Source organism: Nonomuraea sp. MTCD27 (genome assembly GCF_041950495.1).
GTDB lineage: Bacteria > Actinomycetota > Actinomycetes > Streptosporangiales > Streptosporangiaceae > Nonomuraea.
Genome location: NZ_JBGNUW010000038.1, coordinates 1 through 14,985 on the forward strand (window position 1 = coordinate 1; position 14,985 = coordinate 14,985).

The following is a 14,985-nucleotide window of genomic DNA, read 5'->3' on the forward strand; positions in this document are numbered from 1 at the left end:
AGTGTGGGCGGAGGTGGGGGCAGTGTGGGCGGAGGTGGGGGCAGTGTGGGCGGAGGTGGGGGCAGTGTGTGCGGAGGTGGGGGCAGTGTGGGCGGAGGTGGGGGCAGTGTGGGCGGAGGTGGGGGCAGTGTGGGCGGAGGTGGGGGGAGTGGGGGTTTCGGTGAGGGGATTGTGAGTGGGGGTTGGGGGTTTGGGGGTTGCGGTAGGGAGATTGGGGGTCGGGGTGGGGCGGTCTGTTGGTGAGGAGGACAGCGCGGGGAGCGGGTGGTTCATGGCCGTAAGGATGGTCCGGCGAGGCCGGGCGAAGGGCGGCCGAACGTGGTTCTGTGGAGGGCGGGGCGATATCCACAGGCCAACGCCCCCGACGCCTAACGTGCGACCGCAACCTCAAGGATGCAGGCGCAGGCCCTTCAGGACCTTGTCCACCCCGTTCTTCGCCCCATGTACGGCCACCCCCACCAACTCCAGCTCCCCCGCCACAACCCCCCGCACAGCCGCCCGGTTGTCCGTGTCGTTGCCGGTCTTGAACATCTCCTCGATGTACACGGCCACGTCCATCCCCCGCCCCACGGCCCTCTCCCGGACGCTCCGGAGTGAGGCCAGGTCCGCCTCGTACACGAGCACGGGCTGCCGGAACGTCGGCAGGTACGAGTTCCCCGACGCGTCCGAGTAGGGCTCCCCCACCATCCCGGGCACCCCGCCGGCCACGGCGCCGGCGAGGAAGGCGGTGACGTTGAGGCGCTGCCAGGTGGCCAGGTCCGACCGGACGACAATGCCGATCTTGGTGTCGAAACGCATGGCCGCCAGTCTTGCCGCCCCGCCCACTCCCGGTCTTGAACGCTCGTGCGCCCACGCCATCGTGACCGCGCGGGCGCCTCATCCAGCCGGGACGCCCCTTCGGCCTAGCAAGGCCCGGCAGCCCGCCCACCCCAGGCGCCCGCCCCGTTCGTACGCCTACGCCATGATGACCGGCTGCCAGTCGGGCACCTCCAGGTAACGCCGCAGCTCGGCGAAGCCCGACAGGAACCCGCCCCAGGCCGCGAACGGCGGCCGCGCCTCGTCGAACCCGCTCTGCACCAGCGTCAGCCGCGTCTTCCCGCCGGACCCAGCCAGCTCCCACGTCCCGACCCCCGCAGCGCCCCAGTCAACGGCGAACTTCCGGTCGGGCTCGAGCTCCAGCACCTTCGCCGGGTCGGGGTTGTTGTCGAAGCCGCCCATCGCGAGCCGCCCGCCCACGCGCGGCTCGATCTCGATGAGATAGCCGAACCACTTCGTCACCGCCTCGGACGAGGTGATCGACTCGAACACCTCCGACGGCGACGCCCCGACCTCCATCTCGACCCGCATCTCCGTCGAGGTGTAGTCCTGCATCGGCGTCAGGGGCCGCCCCTCGAAGTGCTCGGCGAGGTTGGTCAGCACCTGGCACCAGTACGTCTGCAGCACCCCCCGGATGCTCTTGCCCGTGACGACGTCCTCGAAGTCCCAGTGCGTCTGCGACAGGGTCAGGATCGTCCGATCGGCCCCGTCCGCCTCCACCGTCAGCTCGGTGGTCGTCTCCTCGCCGTCGAGCAGCCACGCGAACCGCACCGTACGCTCGTCAACGTGCAGCAGCCGCTGGTGCGGCGCGTCCCCCTCCGGGGTCGTACGCCCCCAGAACCCGAACCGTTCCGGCACCTCCACCTCGACGTGCTCGGCCAGCCAGATCCGCATGGCGGCCGGGTCGGTCAGCGCGCGGCGCACCTGATCGGCCGGTGCCGGGATGCGGGCGCGGATGATCATGGGCTCAGTCATCGTCTCTTTCTCCTCTGGGCTCTGTCTTGGGATAGCAGGCCAGGGCCAGCTTGAAGGCGTCGCCCTCCGACCCGCCGTACCGGGTGAACAGGTCCTGCAGCAGGCCCTGCAGCTCGTTCAGGAACTCCTGCCGGTTCTCCGGCCGCACGTGGATCTCCCCGGACAATCCGATCGACGGCAGCTCGGGGGCGGCCCTGTCGAGCGCCGCGATGTCGGCCTGAACCTCTTCCATCAGGTCGAGCAGGTAGCCGAGGCTCAGCTCGTCGCGGGCCTTGCGCAGCCCGATCCGGCCGACCAGGCGCGGCGACAGCCAGTAGGACCGCGCGCCGGCCTGGTAGATGCCCTCGTGGACCCCGCGCACCTTGCGCTCGGACACCAGCTCGGCCAGCCCCGCCTCGACCAGCCGCTTGACGTGGTAGTAGACCCGCTGCGGCGTCTGCCCGAGCCGTTCGGCGACCTCCGAGCAGGTGCGGGGCTCGGCCAGCTGCCGCAGCACCTCCACGCGCTGCGGCTTGAGCAGTGCCTCGGCCTGCTCGATCTCTTCCAGATACAGGACGTCTCTCATCGCAAAAACAATCTTTTACGTAAAAATCATCTTTGTCAATACGGCGGCACAATGGAGGGGTGGCGCATGGCTGGTCCCGATACTGGCGGTCACCCGACCGGCCGCTGGAGGCCATGCACGCCCACTTCGAGCGGCACGTCTACCACCGGCACAGCCACGAGACCTACTCCTTCGGGGTCACGGAGGCCGGCGCGCAGTCGTTCTCGTGCCGGGGCTCGGCGCACACGAGCGCGGCGGGCATGGTCATGGCCTTCAACCCGGAGGACCCGCACGACGGCCACGCCACGGACGCGCTCGGCTTCACCTACCGCATCGTCCACATCGGTCCGGAGTTGGTGGCCGGTGCCCTGGCGGACGTGTCGGGCCGCCGTACGGGCCTGCCCCTCTTCGCCGCCCCGGTGGTGGACGACCCCGCGCTCGCGGGCGCGCTGCGCGCCCTGCACGCGGCCCTCCTCGACGACGGCACGCCCGCGCTGCGCCGCGACGAGCTGCTCACGGCCACGATCGCGGCCATCGTGCGGAGAGCCGCCGCCTCCCCCGTCCGGGAAAGGCGAGAGAGATCAGCCTCGGCAAGGGCGGCCAGGCAGCTCCTGCACGACCGCATGACGGACGACCTCACCATCGAGGACCTGGCCAGGGAGACCGGCACCAGCCGGTACGCCGTCTACCGAGCCTTCCACGCCGAGTACGGCCTCCCGCCCAGCGACTACCAGCGCCAGCTCCGCCTCAGAAGGGCCCGCGCGCTGATCGCCGCCGGCACCCCCATCAGCGAGGCCGCCGCGGCGACGGGCTTCGCCGACCAGAGCCACCTGACCCGCTGGTTCACCCGCTACTTCGGCCTCACCCCCGGCGCCTACCGCCGGGCCGTCAGCTGACGGAACAGGCCCGGACCAGGCACATCACGGCCAGGCGCATCACGGTCAGGCGCATCACGGCCAGGAGCTGTCCTCATGGGGGTCGCCACCGTCGGTGAGCAGCCGCAGATCCGACTCGACCATCATCGCCACCAGCTCGTCGAACGCCACCCGCGGCTCCCACCCGAGCTGCGTCCGCGCCTTCTTCGGCTCCGCGCACAGCAGGTCCACCTCGGCCGGCCGGTGCAACGTCTGGTCGGTCACCACGTACTGCTCCCAGTCCAGCCCCACCGCGTTGAAGGCCGCCTCCACCAGCTCCCTGACGGACTTCATCCGCCCGGTGCCGATCACGTAGTCCTCGGGGTTGCCGGCCTGCAACATCAGGTGCATGGCCTTGACGTAGTCGCCGGCGAAGCCCCAGTCGCGCCGCGCCTCCAGGTTCCCCAGCCGCAGCTCGGTGGCCAGTCCCAGCTTGATCCGGGCCGCCCCGAGCGACACCTTCCTGGTGACGAACTCGGCCCCGCGGCGCGGCGACTCGTGGTTGAACAGGATCCCGGACACGGCGAACATCCCGTACGACTCGCGGTAGTTCTGCGTGAGGAAGTGCCCGTACGCCTTGGCCACCCCGTACGGGGAGCGCGGGTGGAAGGCGGTGCGCTCGTTCTGGGGCGTCTCGCTGACCTGACCGAACATCTCCGACGACGAAGCCTGATAGAAGCGGATCTGCCCCGCCGCGCCCGTACCGCCCCGCGACACGCCCGAACACACGCGAATCGCCTCAAGCATCCGCAGGACGCCCATCCCGGTCACCTCGGCAGTGAGCTCCGCCTGCTCCCACGACATGGGCACGAACGAGATCGCCCCCAGGTTGTACACCTCGTCCGGCTGAACGCGTTCCACCGCCGAGATCAGCGACCCCTGGTCCAGCAGGTCACCACGCACGACCTGGACGTCCGCCAGCAGCCTGCGCATCCGCGACACGCGCGGGTTCGCCTGACCCCTGGCCAGGCCCCACACCTCGTATCCCTGCTCCAGCAGGTGCTCCGCCAAGTAGGAACCGTCCTGGCCGGTGATGCCGGTGATCAGAGCGCGCCTGGCCAAGGGGTCCTCCAACTATCACTGCTGGACACGGCCACCGACGCCGTGCCCTTTGGGACGGGAATGTACAGCCAAGCACCCCAATAGGGCATCAAGCCACCTAGAACACGTTCCACCGAACCACGCTCGGTTACGGTAACGTCGCAGTTCGCACGACCTGCGACGGCCATTGTGAACAATTCCAGCCGACCTACCGAATGGTAGCCTTCTCGGACTAAGGTCATCTTTCACGGTACACGCCCGACTTCGGGCCCTACCGGCGGAGAAAGGGGTGTCCGTGCGGGAACGAACCCTGCGGATCGCGCTTCTGTCCTACCGCAGCAAACCCACCTGCGGCGGCCAGGGCGTCTATCTCCGTCACCTGAGCAGGGAGCTGGTCGCGCTCGGGCACCACGTCGAGGTGTTCTCCGGTCAGCCCTACCCCGAGCTCGACGAGGGCGTCATCCTGCGGAAGGTGCCCAGCCTCGACCTCTACCGCGACGAGGACCCGTTCAGAACGCCCAAGCTGCACGAATACCGCGACTGGATCGACTGGCTCGAGGTCGGCACCATGTGGACCGCCGGCTTCCCCGAGCCGCTGACGTTCACGCTGCGGGCCTACCGTGAGCTGAAGAAGCGGGTCGGCGACTTCGACGTCGTGCAGGACAACCAGACCCTCGGCTACGGCCTGCTCGGGATCCAGAAGCTGTTCCCCGTGGTCGGGACCATCCACCACCCGATCAGCGTGGACCGGCGCATCGAGCTCGAGGCCGCCACGGGCGCGAAGAAGCTGACCATGCGCCGCTGGTACGGCTTCGTGAAGATGCAGTCCCGCGTCGCGCCCCGGCTGAGCCCGATCCTGACCGTCAGCGAGTCCTCGCTGGCCGACATCCACCGCGACTTCAACGTTCCCCAGGCCAACATGCGCCTGATCCCGCTGGGCGTCGACACCCGCTACTTCCACCCGCGCCCGGACAAGCCCCGGCGCAAGGGCTCGATCGTGGCCGTGGCCAGCGCCGACTCCCCCATGAAGGGCGTCTCGACGCTGCTGCGGGCCGTGGCGAAGCTGGCCACCGAGCGCGACGTGAACCTCACCGTCGTGAGCAAGCCCACCCCGGGCGGCCCGACCGAGCAGCTCGTCCAGGAGCTCTCGCTCCAGGACCGGGTGCGCTTCGTGCACGGCATCTCGGACGACGAGCTGGGCGAGCTGATCGCCACCTCGGAGATCTCGGTCGTGCCCTCGCTGTACGAGGGCTTCTCGCTGCCCGCCGTCGAGCACATGGCCTGCGCCACGCCCCTGGTCGCCAGCCGTACGGGCGCGCTGCCCGAGGTCGTCGGCGACGCGGCCGTACAGGTGCCGCCGGGCGACGCCGAGGAGCTGGCCTCGGTGCTGCGCCGCCTGCACGACTCGCCGGAGGAGCGCGAGCGGGTGGGCAAGGCCGGATACGACCGCGTCATGGAGCGTTACACCTGGCGCGTCGTGGCCAAGAGGACCGTCGAGGCCTACCACGAGGCCATCTCGGCCCACCGGAAATGATCACAAGGAGAAGCGACAAGTGCTGACCGTGGACTTCGCCCGGCTTCCCGTGGGCCCCGGCGTGCGCGTGCTCGACCTGGGCTGCGGCGGCGGCAGGCACGCCTTCGAGGTGCTGCGCAGGGGCGCGGACGTGATCGCGTTCGACATGGACCAGTCGGAGCTGGACGGCGTGGCGGCCATGTTCGTGGCGATGGACAAGGCGGGCGAGGTGCCCGACGGCGCCACCGGCGAGATCGTCCAGGGCACGGCGCTGGACATGCCGTTCGAGGACGGCAGCTTCGACCGGGTCATCGCGGCCGAGGTGCTGGAGCACATCCCCGACGACATGGCGGCCATGAGCGAGATCTTCCGCGTGCTCAAGCCGGGCGGCACGGCCGCCATCACCGTGCCCAGCTTCCTGCCCGAGCGCATCTGCTGGGCGCTGGACGAGGACTACCACACCGCTCCCGGCGGGCACGTACGCATCTACACGCTCGCCGAGCTGTCGGCTAAGCTCAAGTCCACCGGGTTCGAGATCGGCCCGCACCACCACGCCCACGGCCTGCACGCCCCCTACTGGTGGATCAAGTGCGCGGTGGGCGTCAACAACGACGAGCACCCGCTCGCGAAGGCGTACCACGAGCTGCTGGTCTGGGACATCATGAAGCGCCCGGCCGCGACCAGGATCGCCGAGACCCTGCTCAACCCGATCATCGGCAAGAGCGTGGTCCTCTACGTCAGGAAGCCATGATCTCCCGCGGTGAGGTCGTCAGGACGGCCGAGAGCATCGCGGCGATCCAGCAGGACGACGGGGGCGTGCCGTGGCCGGAGGGCCACGTCGACGCCTGGAACCACGTCGAGTGCCTGATGGCGATGTCCGTGGCGGGGCTGTCCGAGCCGGTACGCCGGGGTTACGCCTGGCTGGCCCGCCACCAGCGCCCCGACGGCTCCTGGCCGATGAAGCTGGTCGACGGCGTGCCCACCGAGCTGGGCGGCGAGACCAACCACGCCGCCTACATCGCCGTCGGCGTCTGGCACCACCACCTCGTCACCGGCGACCGGCGCTTCACCGAGCAGAGCTGGCCGATGGTCAAGGCGGCGCTCGACTACGTGGCGGGGCTCCAGACCGAGCGGGGCGAGATCGTCTGGGAGCGCGACGCGCGGGGCAGAGCCTCGACGTACGCGCTGCTCACCGGCTGCTCCTCCATCCACCAGGGGCTGCGCTGCGGCGTGCTGCTCGCGGACGACCTGGGGGACCCGCAGCCGCACTGGGAGCTGGCCGCCGACCGGCTGGCGCACGTGCTGTCGGCCCACCCCGAGGCGTTCGCGGACAAGAGCCGCTTCTCCATGGACTGGTACTACCCGGTGCTGGGCGGCGCCGTGCGCGGGCGGGAGGCGTTCGAGCTGCTGGAGCGGGAGTGGGCCACGTTCGTGGTGCCGGGGCTCGGCATCCGCTGCGTCTCCGACCAGCCGTGGGTCACGGGGGCCGAGACGTGCGAGCTGGTGCTGGCGCTCGACGCGCTGGGCGACAGGGAGCGGGCGCTCGCGCTGTTCGCCGACATGCAGCACCTGCGGCACGAGGACGGCTCGTACTGGACCGGGTGGCAGTTCGCCAACCGCAAGCACTTCCCGCACGAGCGCTCCGGCTACACCGCCGCCGCGACCGTCCTGGCGGCCGACGCGCTGTTCGGTTTCTCGCCGGGGGCCGGGCTGTTCCGCGACATCGACGGGACTGCCGTGTCCGACCCCGAGGTGTGCGGGTGCGCCGCCGTACGGGTGCCTCCGCAGGGGGCCGACGAGGGGCGCTGACCCCGGGGCACAAGGGCTTTTGCGGGTTCTTTGCCGGGGAAATCCGGTGTGCCGCCGATGAAAGGCGCAATGCGCTTACTAGCTTCGTGTCTGGCCGTACGAGGCGTCTTCGGGGGAAGCGTGGGCGACACGGGCACAACATCGTTCTTGGACCAGGTCAGGACCGAGCCGACAACCGGGCCGACAACCGGGCCGACAACTGCGTCGTCCACTGGGCCGACGCTGTCACGGGCCAGGGGGTTGCGGAGGTTCCTGGCGAAGGATCCGCTGGAGTCCGATCTGAGCCGGCGCAGGTTCCGGCTCAGGGGCGGAGCACCGCGGACGGTCTTCACGAAGGCCGAGAAGTCCTACGTCTTCGGTTACAACGCGGTGATGTCGCGAGAAGTGGAGAAGGTCGAGGAAATTCCGGATGAGCAGCGGCCCTTCGGCTACGAGGGGGCGGCCGCTGCCTGCACCGTACTCGACCTGCTCACCCTGACTCGGGGCCGGCGCCTTCACGAGCTACTGGCCGGCCCCGCCCAACATCACCGCCACGCCGCCTACCTCGGGGCCGGGCGCGGGTACGCGCTGCTGCGGCTGCGCCCGGTCTGGGGTGCGCGGCGGGCCCATCCGCTGCTGCGGTGGCTGGCGGTGGACGGGTTCGGCTTCCAGTGGGGCCTGTCCAGGACCGATCGCATGGTGGGCGAGCGCACGATGCCCGACCTGCTCACCAGGGCGCACTGCGCGGTGTTCGACCAGGGGCTGGGGCGGCTGCTCTGGTACCACGACTGCGCCTCGCCCGACGACGTCGGCGCCCGGATCAGCGGGTATCCGGCGGCGCGGCGGGCCGACCTGTGGAGCGGGGTCGGGTTCGCGGCCACGTACACGGGCGGGGCCGAGGCCGACGAGCTGTGGTGGCTGACCGAGCACGCGGGGGCCGACGGGTTCCGCGCGTACCTGGCCCAGGGGTGCGCCTTCGCCGTGACCGCGCGGCTGCGGTCCGGGGAGCTGCCCGACCACGTGGCGCAGGCCGTACCGATCCTGGCGGACGCCGAGCCCGAGGAGGCGGCCTCGTGGACCGACCGCGCGCTCATCGCGCTCGGGCACGAGGCGCACACGCACGAGGACTTCCAGAGCTGGCAGTCGCAGACCCGCCGCTCCTGGACCCGCCGCCACCGCTACTGAGGGCCGCGCTGACGCCCTGCCGCTAGATCCCCGGACCGACGCGTTCGAGGACGCGCAGCGAGCCCGTCACGGCCACCTCGTCGAACGCGCCCGACGCCAGCGCCCGCTGGTAGACCCGGTACGGGGCCTGCCCCCCGTCTGCCGGGTTCGGATAGACGTCGTGGAAGACCAGCGCCCCGCCCGCCAGGACGTGCGGCGCCCAGCCCTCGTAGTCGCGGGTCACCGGTTCCTCGGAGTGCCCCCCGTCGATGAACAGCATGCCCAGCGGCGTGTTCCAGAGGCCCGCGACCCGCTCCGACTTCCCGACGATGGCGATCACCTCCTCCTCCAGCCCGGCCGCCGCGATCGTGGACCTGAACGTCGGCAGCGAGTCCATCTTCCCGAACCTGGGGTCCACCAGGGTCGGATCGTGGTGCGCCCAGCCCGGCTGGATCTCCTCGGAGCCGCGGTGGTGGTCGACGGTGACGACCACCGACCCGGCCTGCCGGGCGGCCGCACCGAGGTAGATGGCCGATTTGCCGCAGTAGGTGCCGATCTCGCAGATGGGACCGACCTTCCCGTAGCGGCAGGCGGTCTCGAACAGGGCCAGACCCTCGTCGGGCGGCATGAATCCCTTGGCATGTTTCGCCGCGTACAGCAGCTCCGACGGCATCGTCATGAAGATGCACCCTAGCCGAACCGAATAACATTCCAGCGGACTCTTGCAGGGCCGTTCTGCAACCTGTTCTACTTGGCAGCGTGAATCAGCGCGCTCGCATCGCCATGTCGGACGACGACGTCACCTCGTTCCTGGAGAACTCGCGCAAGCTGCAGCTGGCCACCATCAACCCGGACGGCACCCCGCATCTGGTGACCATGTTCTACGGCCTCGACGAGGGCCGGATCGCCTTCTGGACCTACGGCAAGGCGCAGAAGGCCCGGAACCTGGCCCGCGACCCCCGGGTGAGCTGCCTCATCGAGACCGGCGACGACTACGACGAGCTCCGCGGCGTCCTGCTGTACGGCGAGGCCCGGCAGGTGGACGACCGCGACCGCGTCATGGCCATCGGCCTGTTGATCGCCCGCAGGATGACCCCTGGTGTGCCGGACGAACTGCTCCGTCCGTACGTGGAGAAAACCGGCCTCAAGCGGGTCGCGTACGTCGTCGAGCGCACCAGAGTGGTCTCATGGGACCACAGGAGGCTGCGATGAAGGTCAAGGTGGACGAGCTGGTCTGCGAGGCCAACGCCGTGTGCATGGGGCTCGCGCCCGAGGTGTTCGACGTGGACGACGACGACCAGTTGCACATCCTTCTTCCCGAACCACCCCCCGAGTTGCAGGACCGCGTCCGCCACGCGGTCAGGTCCTGCCCGAAAGCCGCTCTGTCCTTCGAGGAATAGCCCCAGGCACGAGGAGGAACCCCCATGCGCGCCGCGATCCTGCACGCCGTAGGCAACGACAAGCTCGACATCCGAGACGACGTCACCCTGGCCCCGGTCGGGCCGACGGACGTACGCGTTCGGATCAGAGCGACGGGCGTCTGCCACTCGGACCTGTCGGCCATGTCCGGCGTGCTGCCGCAACCCGTGCCGCTCGTCCCCGGCCACGAGGGCGCGGGCGAGGTGGTCGAGGTGGGCGAGCACGTCTCCTCGGTCAAGCCGGGCGACCACGTGGTCATCAGCTGGCGCCCGGCCTGCCAGGAGTGCGACCTGTGCGTGGGCGGCCAGCCGTACCTGTGCATGAAGTACGTCATCGAGTCCTTCAGCAAGGGCAACTTCCGGCTCGGCGGCGACGACGCGACGGTGTTCGGGATGGCCGGGTGCGGCACCTGGGCGGAGGAGATCATCGTGCCCTGGCAGGGCGCGATCAAGATCGACGATGACGTGCCGTGGGAGGCGGCGGCCCTGATCGGCTGCGGCATCACGACCGGCGTGGGCGCCGCGATCAACACGGCGAAGGTACGCCCGGGCTCCACGGTCGCGGTGATCGGCTGCGGCGGCGTCGGCCTGTCCGTCATCCAGGGCGCCCGCGTCTCCGGCGCCAGGACGATCCTGGCGGTGGACCCGCTGGAGTCCAAGCACGAGCTGGCCAGGAAGGTCGGGGCCACGCACGCGGTGACGCCCGAGCAGGTCCCCGAGGCGCTGAACGAGCTCACCGGCGGCGGCGGCTTCGACTACGGCTTCGAGGTCGTCGGCAAGTCGGCCACGATCCAGAGCGCCTGGCAGATCACCCGGGCCGGCGGCGACGTCATCGTGGTCGGGGCGGGCGCGATGGACGACATGGTGTCGATCTCGGCGTTCAGCCTGCTGTTCGAGGGCAAGAACCTGCTCTCCAGCCTGTACGGCGAGGCGGACGTCCGGCACGACTTCCCCTACTTCGCCAAGCTGCACAAGACCGGCCTGCTGGACCTCGAGTCGATGATCAGCTCCCGCATCCGCCTCGGCGACCTGAACGACGCGGTGGCGGCCCTGCGAGGCGGCGAGGTCCTTCGCCAGATCGTCCTGATGGACTGACCCTACGGCCGATCCTCTCCTCGGGGAGGATCGGCCCTCGCATCACGCACTGCCACGGCCCCTCCCCGAAGACACTCACCTTTGTGGCCGGGCGGGAACAATTCGCCCGGGCGGCGATTCGCGGGTATCCCAGCGGGTACTCGCCAAGCGACGCTCGGTCAATGTGAGCAGCTCGAAGATCTCGCGAGCCAGATATCCCCTTGTATTTCTCTCGACCTGCTTCGGATGCAAAATGCCCGCTCCCGCGAGCTCCTCCAGCGCCTGCCGGGCAGCCGGGTGCGTGACGGAAAGCAGGCACTGCACGGTCCGGGCGGTCACGAGCGGCGCCGCAGGCAGGAGATTCAGCAGACGCGCGACCGCTGAGTCGGCTCGTGGCACCGACCGCAATCCCTGTGACTGGCGAAATCGCCGATGCCGTTCCAACCACTCAACGTGCAGTTCGTCAAGTTCGTCGGCGAACCTCTTGGCCTGCTCAACGGCCGTGGTCGTAGCCGCGAGGAACACTCTTAGCCACGCATCCGTCCCCTGCCGCGCCTCAGCCGAGTGACGGTCTCGGCCATGCCTGTAGGCCGTCAGCCCGTCAACGTAGGCATCCGATCGAGTGAGCAGTACAAGGCTTATCGGAAGGACCGCATGAGGTGTCAGCCCTCGTCGTGTGAGAATCGTGTGCACCAGAGCCCGGCCGACTCTGCCGTTACCATCCGTGAACGGGTGGATCGTTTCGAACTGCGCATGGGCCAGAGCTGCCTGAATGAGCGGCGCGTGCTCCGCCGTGTTGATGTACGACACGAGATCATCCATCAACGGGCGTACCAGCTCAGGCGGCGGAGGGACGAACTCGGCGTCCAGGGGATGCCAATCGCCTCCCCCGACCCAGTTCTGTACCTCACGTAGACCGTGGTGCTTCTCCTCGGGAAGTAGCGCGGTATGCAGGGCGACGATGTCCGCCGTGGCCACCGCCTCGACGCCCACGAGCTCGGTGACCGCCCGCCGAAGTGCCGTCACGTTGTTGGCGACCAGAGCCGCCGTCGCCGTGAATCCCCGCGACACGCCAGCTTCGTGAGCAGCCAGTTCGGCGAGGGCAACCTGCTGGGGGGATGTCTGGAGTCCTTCTATACGCGACGAGGCGATGGCCTCCGAACGGAGAAGGAAGCGGGCGAGGCCATCCACCCCGTGGCTGGCGGAGTGGGCGGTGAGCCGTTGCACGAGCGTTTCCGCCTTGGCGGCTTCCTGCGCGATGTCCGGCGATACGAGGACGCTTCCGCCCGTCAGCCTGTCGGGCACATAGGGGCGATAGACGCCCCCACGCCTGTTTCGCTTGCTCGGGGCATCCCACGCCGCAGACCACGACGCCTCGAGGTATTCCGCCACCCCGTTATCCTTTCACCTCTCCCGTCGGCGTGAAAGGATAATCCGTATTCTTTCACGGTCGCGGCGTGGATGAAAGAAAACCAGGCTCGACATGGCTCGCGGGCCCGCTGCGATCCCTACAGGGCTGTCCTACCTGCGGGGGCGGAAGGCCAATGGGCTGCCCCCCGCCCCCGCAGGAGCCTAGGTGGTGGAGAAGGCCGCGTCGAAGGCCGTCGTCGGCGGGGTGATGGAGTTGAGCTTGCGGATGTAGCCCAGCGCCTCCTTGGCCCCGTCGAGCCGGTCCATCCCGGCGTCCTCCCACTCGATCGAGATCGGGCCTTCGTACCCGATGGAGTTGAGCGCCCGGAAGCAGTCCTCCCAGGGCACGTCGCCGCGGCCGGTGGAGACGAAGTCCCAGCCCCGGCGCATGTCCGCCCACGGCAGGTGGGACGAGAGGCGGCCCTTGCGACCGTCGCCGACCCGCACCCGCGTGTCCTTGCAGTCCACGTGGTAGATGCGGTCCTTGAAGTCCAGGATGAACGCCACCGGGTCCAGGTCCTGCCAGACCATGTGGGACGGGTCCCAGTTCAGCCCGAACGCCGGCCGGTGGCCGATGGCCTCCAGGGTCCGCACGGTGGTGTGGTAGTCGTAGGCGATCTCGCTCGGGTGGATCTCGTGGGCGAAGCGCACCCCCACCTCGTCGAAGACGTCCAGGATCGGGTTCCAGCGGTCGGCGAAGTCCTGGTAGCCGGCCTCCACCATGGAGGCGGGCACCGGCGGGAACATGGCCACCGTGTGCCAGATCGACGACCCCGTGAAGCCCACCACGGTGTCCACGCCCAGCAGGGCGGCGGCACGCGCGGTGTTCTTCAGGTCCTCGGCCGCGGCCTGGCGTACGGACTCGGGGTCGCCGGTGCCCCAGATGCGGGCCGGGAGGATGGCCTTGTGGCGCTCGTCGATGGGGTGGTCGCAGACCGCCTGCCCGACGAGGTGGTTGGAGATCGTCCACACCTTGAGGCCGTGCTTGTCGAGCTGGGCGCGCTTCTGCTCCACGTACGACGGGTCCGCCACCGCCTGGGCCACGTCGAAGTGGTCGCCCGAGCAGGCGATCTCCAGCCCGTCGTAGCCCCATTCCGCCGCCAGCCGGCAGACCTCCTCGAAAGGCAGGTCCGCCCACTGTCCCGTGAACAGCGTGACCGGTCTCATCAGTCCTCCACGTCCGTGTAGCGGCTACCCTCGGCCGCGCTGCGCTCGACCGCCTCCAGCACCCGCTGCACCCGCAGGCCGTCCGCGAACGACGGTGTCGGGTCGGCTCCGGTGGCGACCGCTTCCAGGAAGTCCTTGATCTCGTGGGTGAAGGTGTGCTCGTAGCCGAGGCCATGGCCGGGCGGCCACCAGGCGCCGACGTACGGGTGGTCGGGCTCGGTGACCAGGATCCGCTCGAAGGGTCCGCTGCCCTCGCTGAACCACAGCTCGTTCATGGCCTCGAAGTCGAAGGCCACGCTGCCGTGCGAGCCGTTGATCTCGATGCGCATCGCGTTCTTGCGACCGCCGGCGAAGCGGGTCGCCTCGAACGAGGCCAGCCCGCCGCCCGACAGCCGCCCGATGAACAGCGCCGCGTCGTCCACGGTCACCGGTCCCCTGGCGGCGGAGCCGGTGGCGCCCAGCCCCGCCGACTCCGTCGCCAGCGGGCGTTCCTTGATGAACGTCTCGGTCAGCGCCGACACGCCCACCACGCGCTCGCCGGTGATGAACTGCGCGGCGTCGATGATGTGCGAGCCGATGTCGCCGAGCGCGCCCGCCCCGGCCTTGTCCTTCTGCAGCCGCCAGACCAGCGGGAACTCGGGATCGATGATCCAGTCCTGCAGGTACGCGGCGCGTACGTGCCTGACCTCGCCGATCCGGCCCTCCTCCACGAACCGGCGGGCGAGCGCCACCGCGGGCACCCTCCGGTAGTTGAAGGCCACCATGCTCTTGCCCGTCGCCGAAGCGGCGGCCGCCACCATGGCCTCGGCCTCGGCGACGGTGTTGGCCAGCGGCTTCTCGCAGAGCACGTGCTTGCCGGCCTCCAGCGCGGCGATCGCGATCTCCGCGTGGGAGTCGCCGGGCGTGCAGATGTCCACGATCTGCACGTCGTCGCGCTTGACCAGCTCTCTCCAGTCCGTCTCGATGTCGGCCCAGCCGAGCTGCGCTGCGGCCGCCTCGGTGCGTTCCTTCGACCGGCCGGAGAGCACCGCCATGCGCGGTGCCAGCGGCAGGTCGAAGAACGCGCCGACGCTTCGCCAGGCTTGGGAGTGGACGCGGCCCATGAAGGCGTAGCCGACCATGCCCACGCCGATGGTGGTTCTGTCTGACATGCAACCCCCG

Annotated in this window: 16 protein-coding genes; 8 read left to right on the forward strand and 8 right to left on the reverse strand. The window is 69.7% G+C overall.

What is annotated here, in order from left to right; genetic code table 11:
• Positions 1 to 387 precede the first annotated feature (387 nt).
• The 3 genes from ACBJ59_RS58215 to ACBJ59_RS58225 all read right to left on the reverse strand — a co-directional run bounded on the left by ACBJ59_RS58215 (position 388) and on the right by ACBJ59_RS58225 (position 2,356).
• The gene (locus tag ACBJ59_RS58215) at positions 388 to 798 is read right to left on the reverse strand and encodes a DUF2000 family protein (protein ID WP_375118584.1); all 411 of its coding nucleotides are present in this window, start codon (positions 796 to 798) and stop codon (positions 388 to 390) included.
• Between the two features lie 156 nt (positions 799 to 954).
• A complete protein-coding gene (locus ACBJ59_RS58220; protein WP_375118585.1) occupies positions 955 to 1,791 on the reverse strand; it encodes an SRPBCC domain-containing protein in 837 nt (278 codons plus the stop codon).
• Positions 1,784 to 2,356 carry a helix-turn-helix domain-containing protein gene (locus tag ACBJ59_RS58225; protein ID WP_375118586.1) on the reverse strand — a complete coding sequence of 191 codons (573 nt, stop codon included), beginning with the start codon at positions 2,354 to 2,356 and terminating at the stop codon, positions 1,784 to 1,786. Before ACBJ59_RS58225 ends, ACBJ59_RS58220 begins: the two co-directional genes overlap by 8 nt.
• Positions 2,357 to 2,415: 59 nt before the next feature.
• Here ACBJ59_RS58225 and ACBJ59_RS58230 point away from each other — a divergent pair, with 59 nt between their 5' ends.
• Positions 2,416 to 3,231 (forward strand): AraC family transcriptional regulator, encoded by an 816-nt coding sequence (locus tag ACBJ59_RS58230; protein WP_375118587.1) that lies wholly within the window; start codon positions 2,416 to 2,418, stop codon positions 3,229 to 3,231.
• 54 nt (positions 3,232 to 3,285) lie between these two features.
• Here the strand turns inward: ACBJ59_RS58230 and ACBJ59_RS58235 are convergent, their stop codons facing one another.
• Positions 3,286 to 4,311, reverse strand: a complete 1,026-nt coding sequence (locus ACBJ59_RS58235) for a GDP-mannose 4,6-dehydratase (RefSeq protein WP_375118588.1) — start codon at positions 4,309 to 4,311, stop codon at positions 3,286 to 3,288.
• A 268-nt stretch (positions 4,312 to 4,579) separates the two neighbouring features.
• Here ACBJ59_RS58235 and ACBJ59_RS58240 point away from each other — a divergent pair, with 268 nt between their 5' ends.
• The 4 genes from ACBJ59_RS58240 to ACBJ59_RS58255 all read left to right on the forward strand — a co-directional run bounded on the left by ACBJ59_RS58240 (position 4,580) and on the right by ACBJ59_RS58255 (position 8,776).
• Entirely contained in the window at positions 4,580 to 5,824 is a 1,245-nt protein-coding gene (locus tag ACBJ59_RS58240; protein WP_375118589.1) for a glycosyltransferase family 4 protein, read from the forward strand.
• A gap of 19 nt (positions 5,825 to 5,843) precedes the next feature.
• A complete protein-coding gene (locus tag ACBJ59_RS58245) occupies positions 5,844 to 6,554 on the forward strand; it encodes a class I SAM-dependent methyltransferase (RefSeq protein ID WP_375118590.1) in 711 nt (236 codons plus the stop codon).
• On the forward strand, positions 6,551 to 7,612 hold the full coding sequence (locus tag ACBJ59_RS58250; RefSeq protein ID WP_375118591.1) for a prenyltransferase: 1,062 nt from the start codon (positions 6,551 to 6,553) through the stop codon (positions 7,610 to 7,612). The genes ACBJ59_RS58245 and ACBJ59_RS58250 overlap by 4 nt, the downstream gene beginning before the upstream one ends.
• A 240-nt stretch (positions 7,613 to 7,852) precedes the next feature.
• Positions 7,853 to 8,776 (forward strand): DUF1702 family protein, encoded by a 924-nt coding sequence (locus ACBJ59_RS58255; RefSeq protein ID WP_375118592.1) that lies wholly within the window; start codon positions 7,853 to 7,855, stop codon positions 8,774 to 8,776.
• Between the two features lie 22 nt (positions 8,777 to 8,798).
• Here ACBJ59_RS58255 and ACBJ59_RS58260 read toward each other — a convergent pair whose 3' ends face one another.
• Positions 8,799 to 9,428, reverse strand: a complete 630-nt coding sequence (locus ACBJ59_RS58260; protein WP_375118650.1) for a class I SAM-dependent methyltransferase — start codon at positions 9,426 to 9,428, stop codon at positions 8,799 to 8,801.
• 86 nt (positions 9,429 to 9,514) lie between these two features.
• Between ACBJ59_RS58260 and ACBJ59_RS58265 the strand changes: the two genes are divergently transcribed.
• From ACBJ59_RS58265 to ACBJ59_RS58275, 3 genes are read left to right on the forward strand one after another with little or no spacing between them, the layout of a single operon-like run.
• On the forward strand, positions 9,515 to 9,967 hold the full coding sequence (locus ACBJ59_RS58265; RefSeq protein ID WP_364125952.1) for a pyridoxamine 5'-phosphate oxidase family protein: 453 nt from the start codon (positions 9,515 to 9,517) through the stop codon (positions 9,965 to 9,967).
• The gene (locus tag ACBJ59_RS58270) at positions 9,964 to 10,155 is read left to right on the forward strand and encodes a ferredoxin (RefSeq protein WP_364125950.1); all 192 of its coding nucleotides are present in this window, start codon (positions 9,964 to 9,966) and stop codon (positions 10,153 to 10,155) included. Before ACBJ59_RS58265 ends, ACBJ59_RS58270 begins: the two co-directional genes overlap by 4 nt.
• Before the next feature lie 24 nt (positions 10,156 to 10,179).
• A complete protein-coding gene (locus ACBJ59_RS58275; RefSeq protein ID WP_375118593.1) occupies positions 10,180 to 11,268 on the forward strand; it encodes a Zn-dependent alcohol dehydrogenase in 1,089 nt (362 codons plus the stop codon).
• A 75-nt stretch (positions 11,269 to 11,343) separates the two neighbouring features.
• Here the strand turns inward: ACBJ59_RS58275 and ACBJ59_RS58280 are convergent, their stop codons facing one another.
• From ACBJ59_RS58280 to ACBJ59_RS58290, 3 genes are all read right to left on the reverse strand, one after another.
• On the reverse strand, positions 11,344 to 12,639 hold the full coding sequence (locus ACBJ59_RS58280) for a Fic family protein (RefSeq protein WP_375118594.1): 1,296 nt from the start codon (positions 12,637 to 12,639) through the stop codon (positions 11,344 to 11,346).
• A gap of 180 nt (positions 12,640 to 12,819) precedes the next feature.
• Entirely contained in the window at positions 12,820 to 13,827 is a 1,008-nt protein-coding gene (locus ACBJ59_RS58285; protein ID WP_364126044.1) for a sugar phosphate isomerase/epimerase family protein, read from the reverse strand.
• Positions 13,824 to 14,975 carry a Gfo/Idh/MocA family protein gene (locus ACBJ59_RS58290; RefSeq protein ID WP_375118595.1) on the reverse strand — a complete coding sequence of 384 codons (1,152 nt, stop codon included), beginning with the start codon at positions 14,973 to 14,975 and terminating at the stop codon, positions 13,824 to 13,826. The genes ACBJ59_RS58285 and ACBJ59_RS58290 overlap by 4 nt, the downstream gene beginning before the upstream one ends.
• Between the last annotated feature and the right edge of the window lie 10 nt (positions 14,976 to 14,985).

What these genes read in the sequence shown, in the direction of transcription:
- ACBJ59_RS58215 (WP_375118584.1), bottom strand. Translation starts at nt 798, where the DNA reads ATGCGTTTCGACACCAAGATCGGCATTGTCGTCCGGTCGGACCTGGCC.
- ACBJ59_RS58220 (WP_375118585.1), bottom strand. Translation starts at nt 1,791, where the DNA reads ATGACTGAGCCCATGATCATCCGCGCCCGCATCCCGGCACCGGCCGAT.
- ACBJ59_RS58225 (WP_375118586.1), bottom strand. Translation starts at nt 2,356, where the DNA reads ATGAGAGACGTCCTGTATCTGGAAGAGATCGAGCAGGCCGAGGCACTG.
- ACBJ59_RS58250 (WP_375118591.1), top strand. Translation starts at nt 6,551, where the DNA reads ATGATCTCCCGCGGTGAGGTCGTCAGGACGGCCGAGAGCATCGCGGCG.
- ACBJ59_RS58260 (WP_375118650.1), bottom strand. Translation starts at nt 9,428, where the DNA reads ATGCCGTCGGAGCTGCTGTACGCGGCGAAACATGCCAAGGGATTCATG.
- ACBJ59_RS58270 (WP_364125950.1), top strand. Translation starts at nt 9,964, where the DNA reads ATGAAGGTCAAGGTGGACGAGCTGGTCTGCGAGGCCAACGCCGTGTGC.
- ACBJ59_RS58275 (WP_375118593.1), top strand. Translation starts at nt 10,180, where the DNA reads ATGCGCGCCGCGATCCTGCACGCCGTAGGCAACGACAAGCTCGACATC.
- ACBJ59_RS58290 (WP_375118595.1), bottom strand. Translation starts at nt 14,975, where the DNA reads ATGTCAGACAGAACCACCATCGGCGTGGGCATGGTCGGCTACGCCTTC.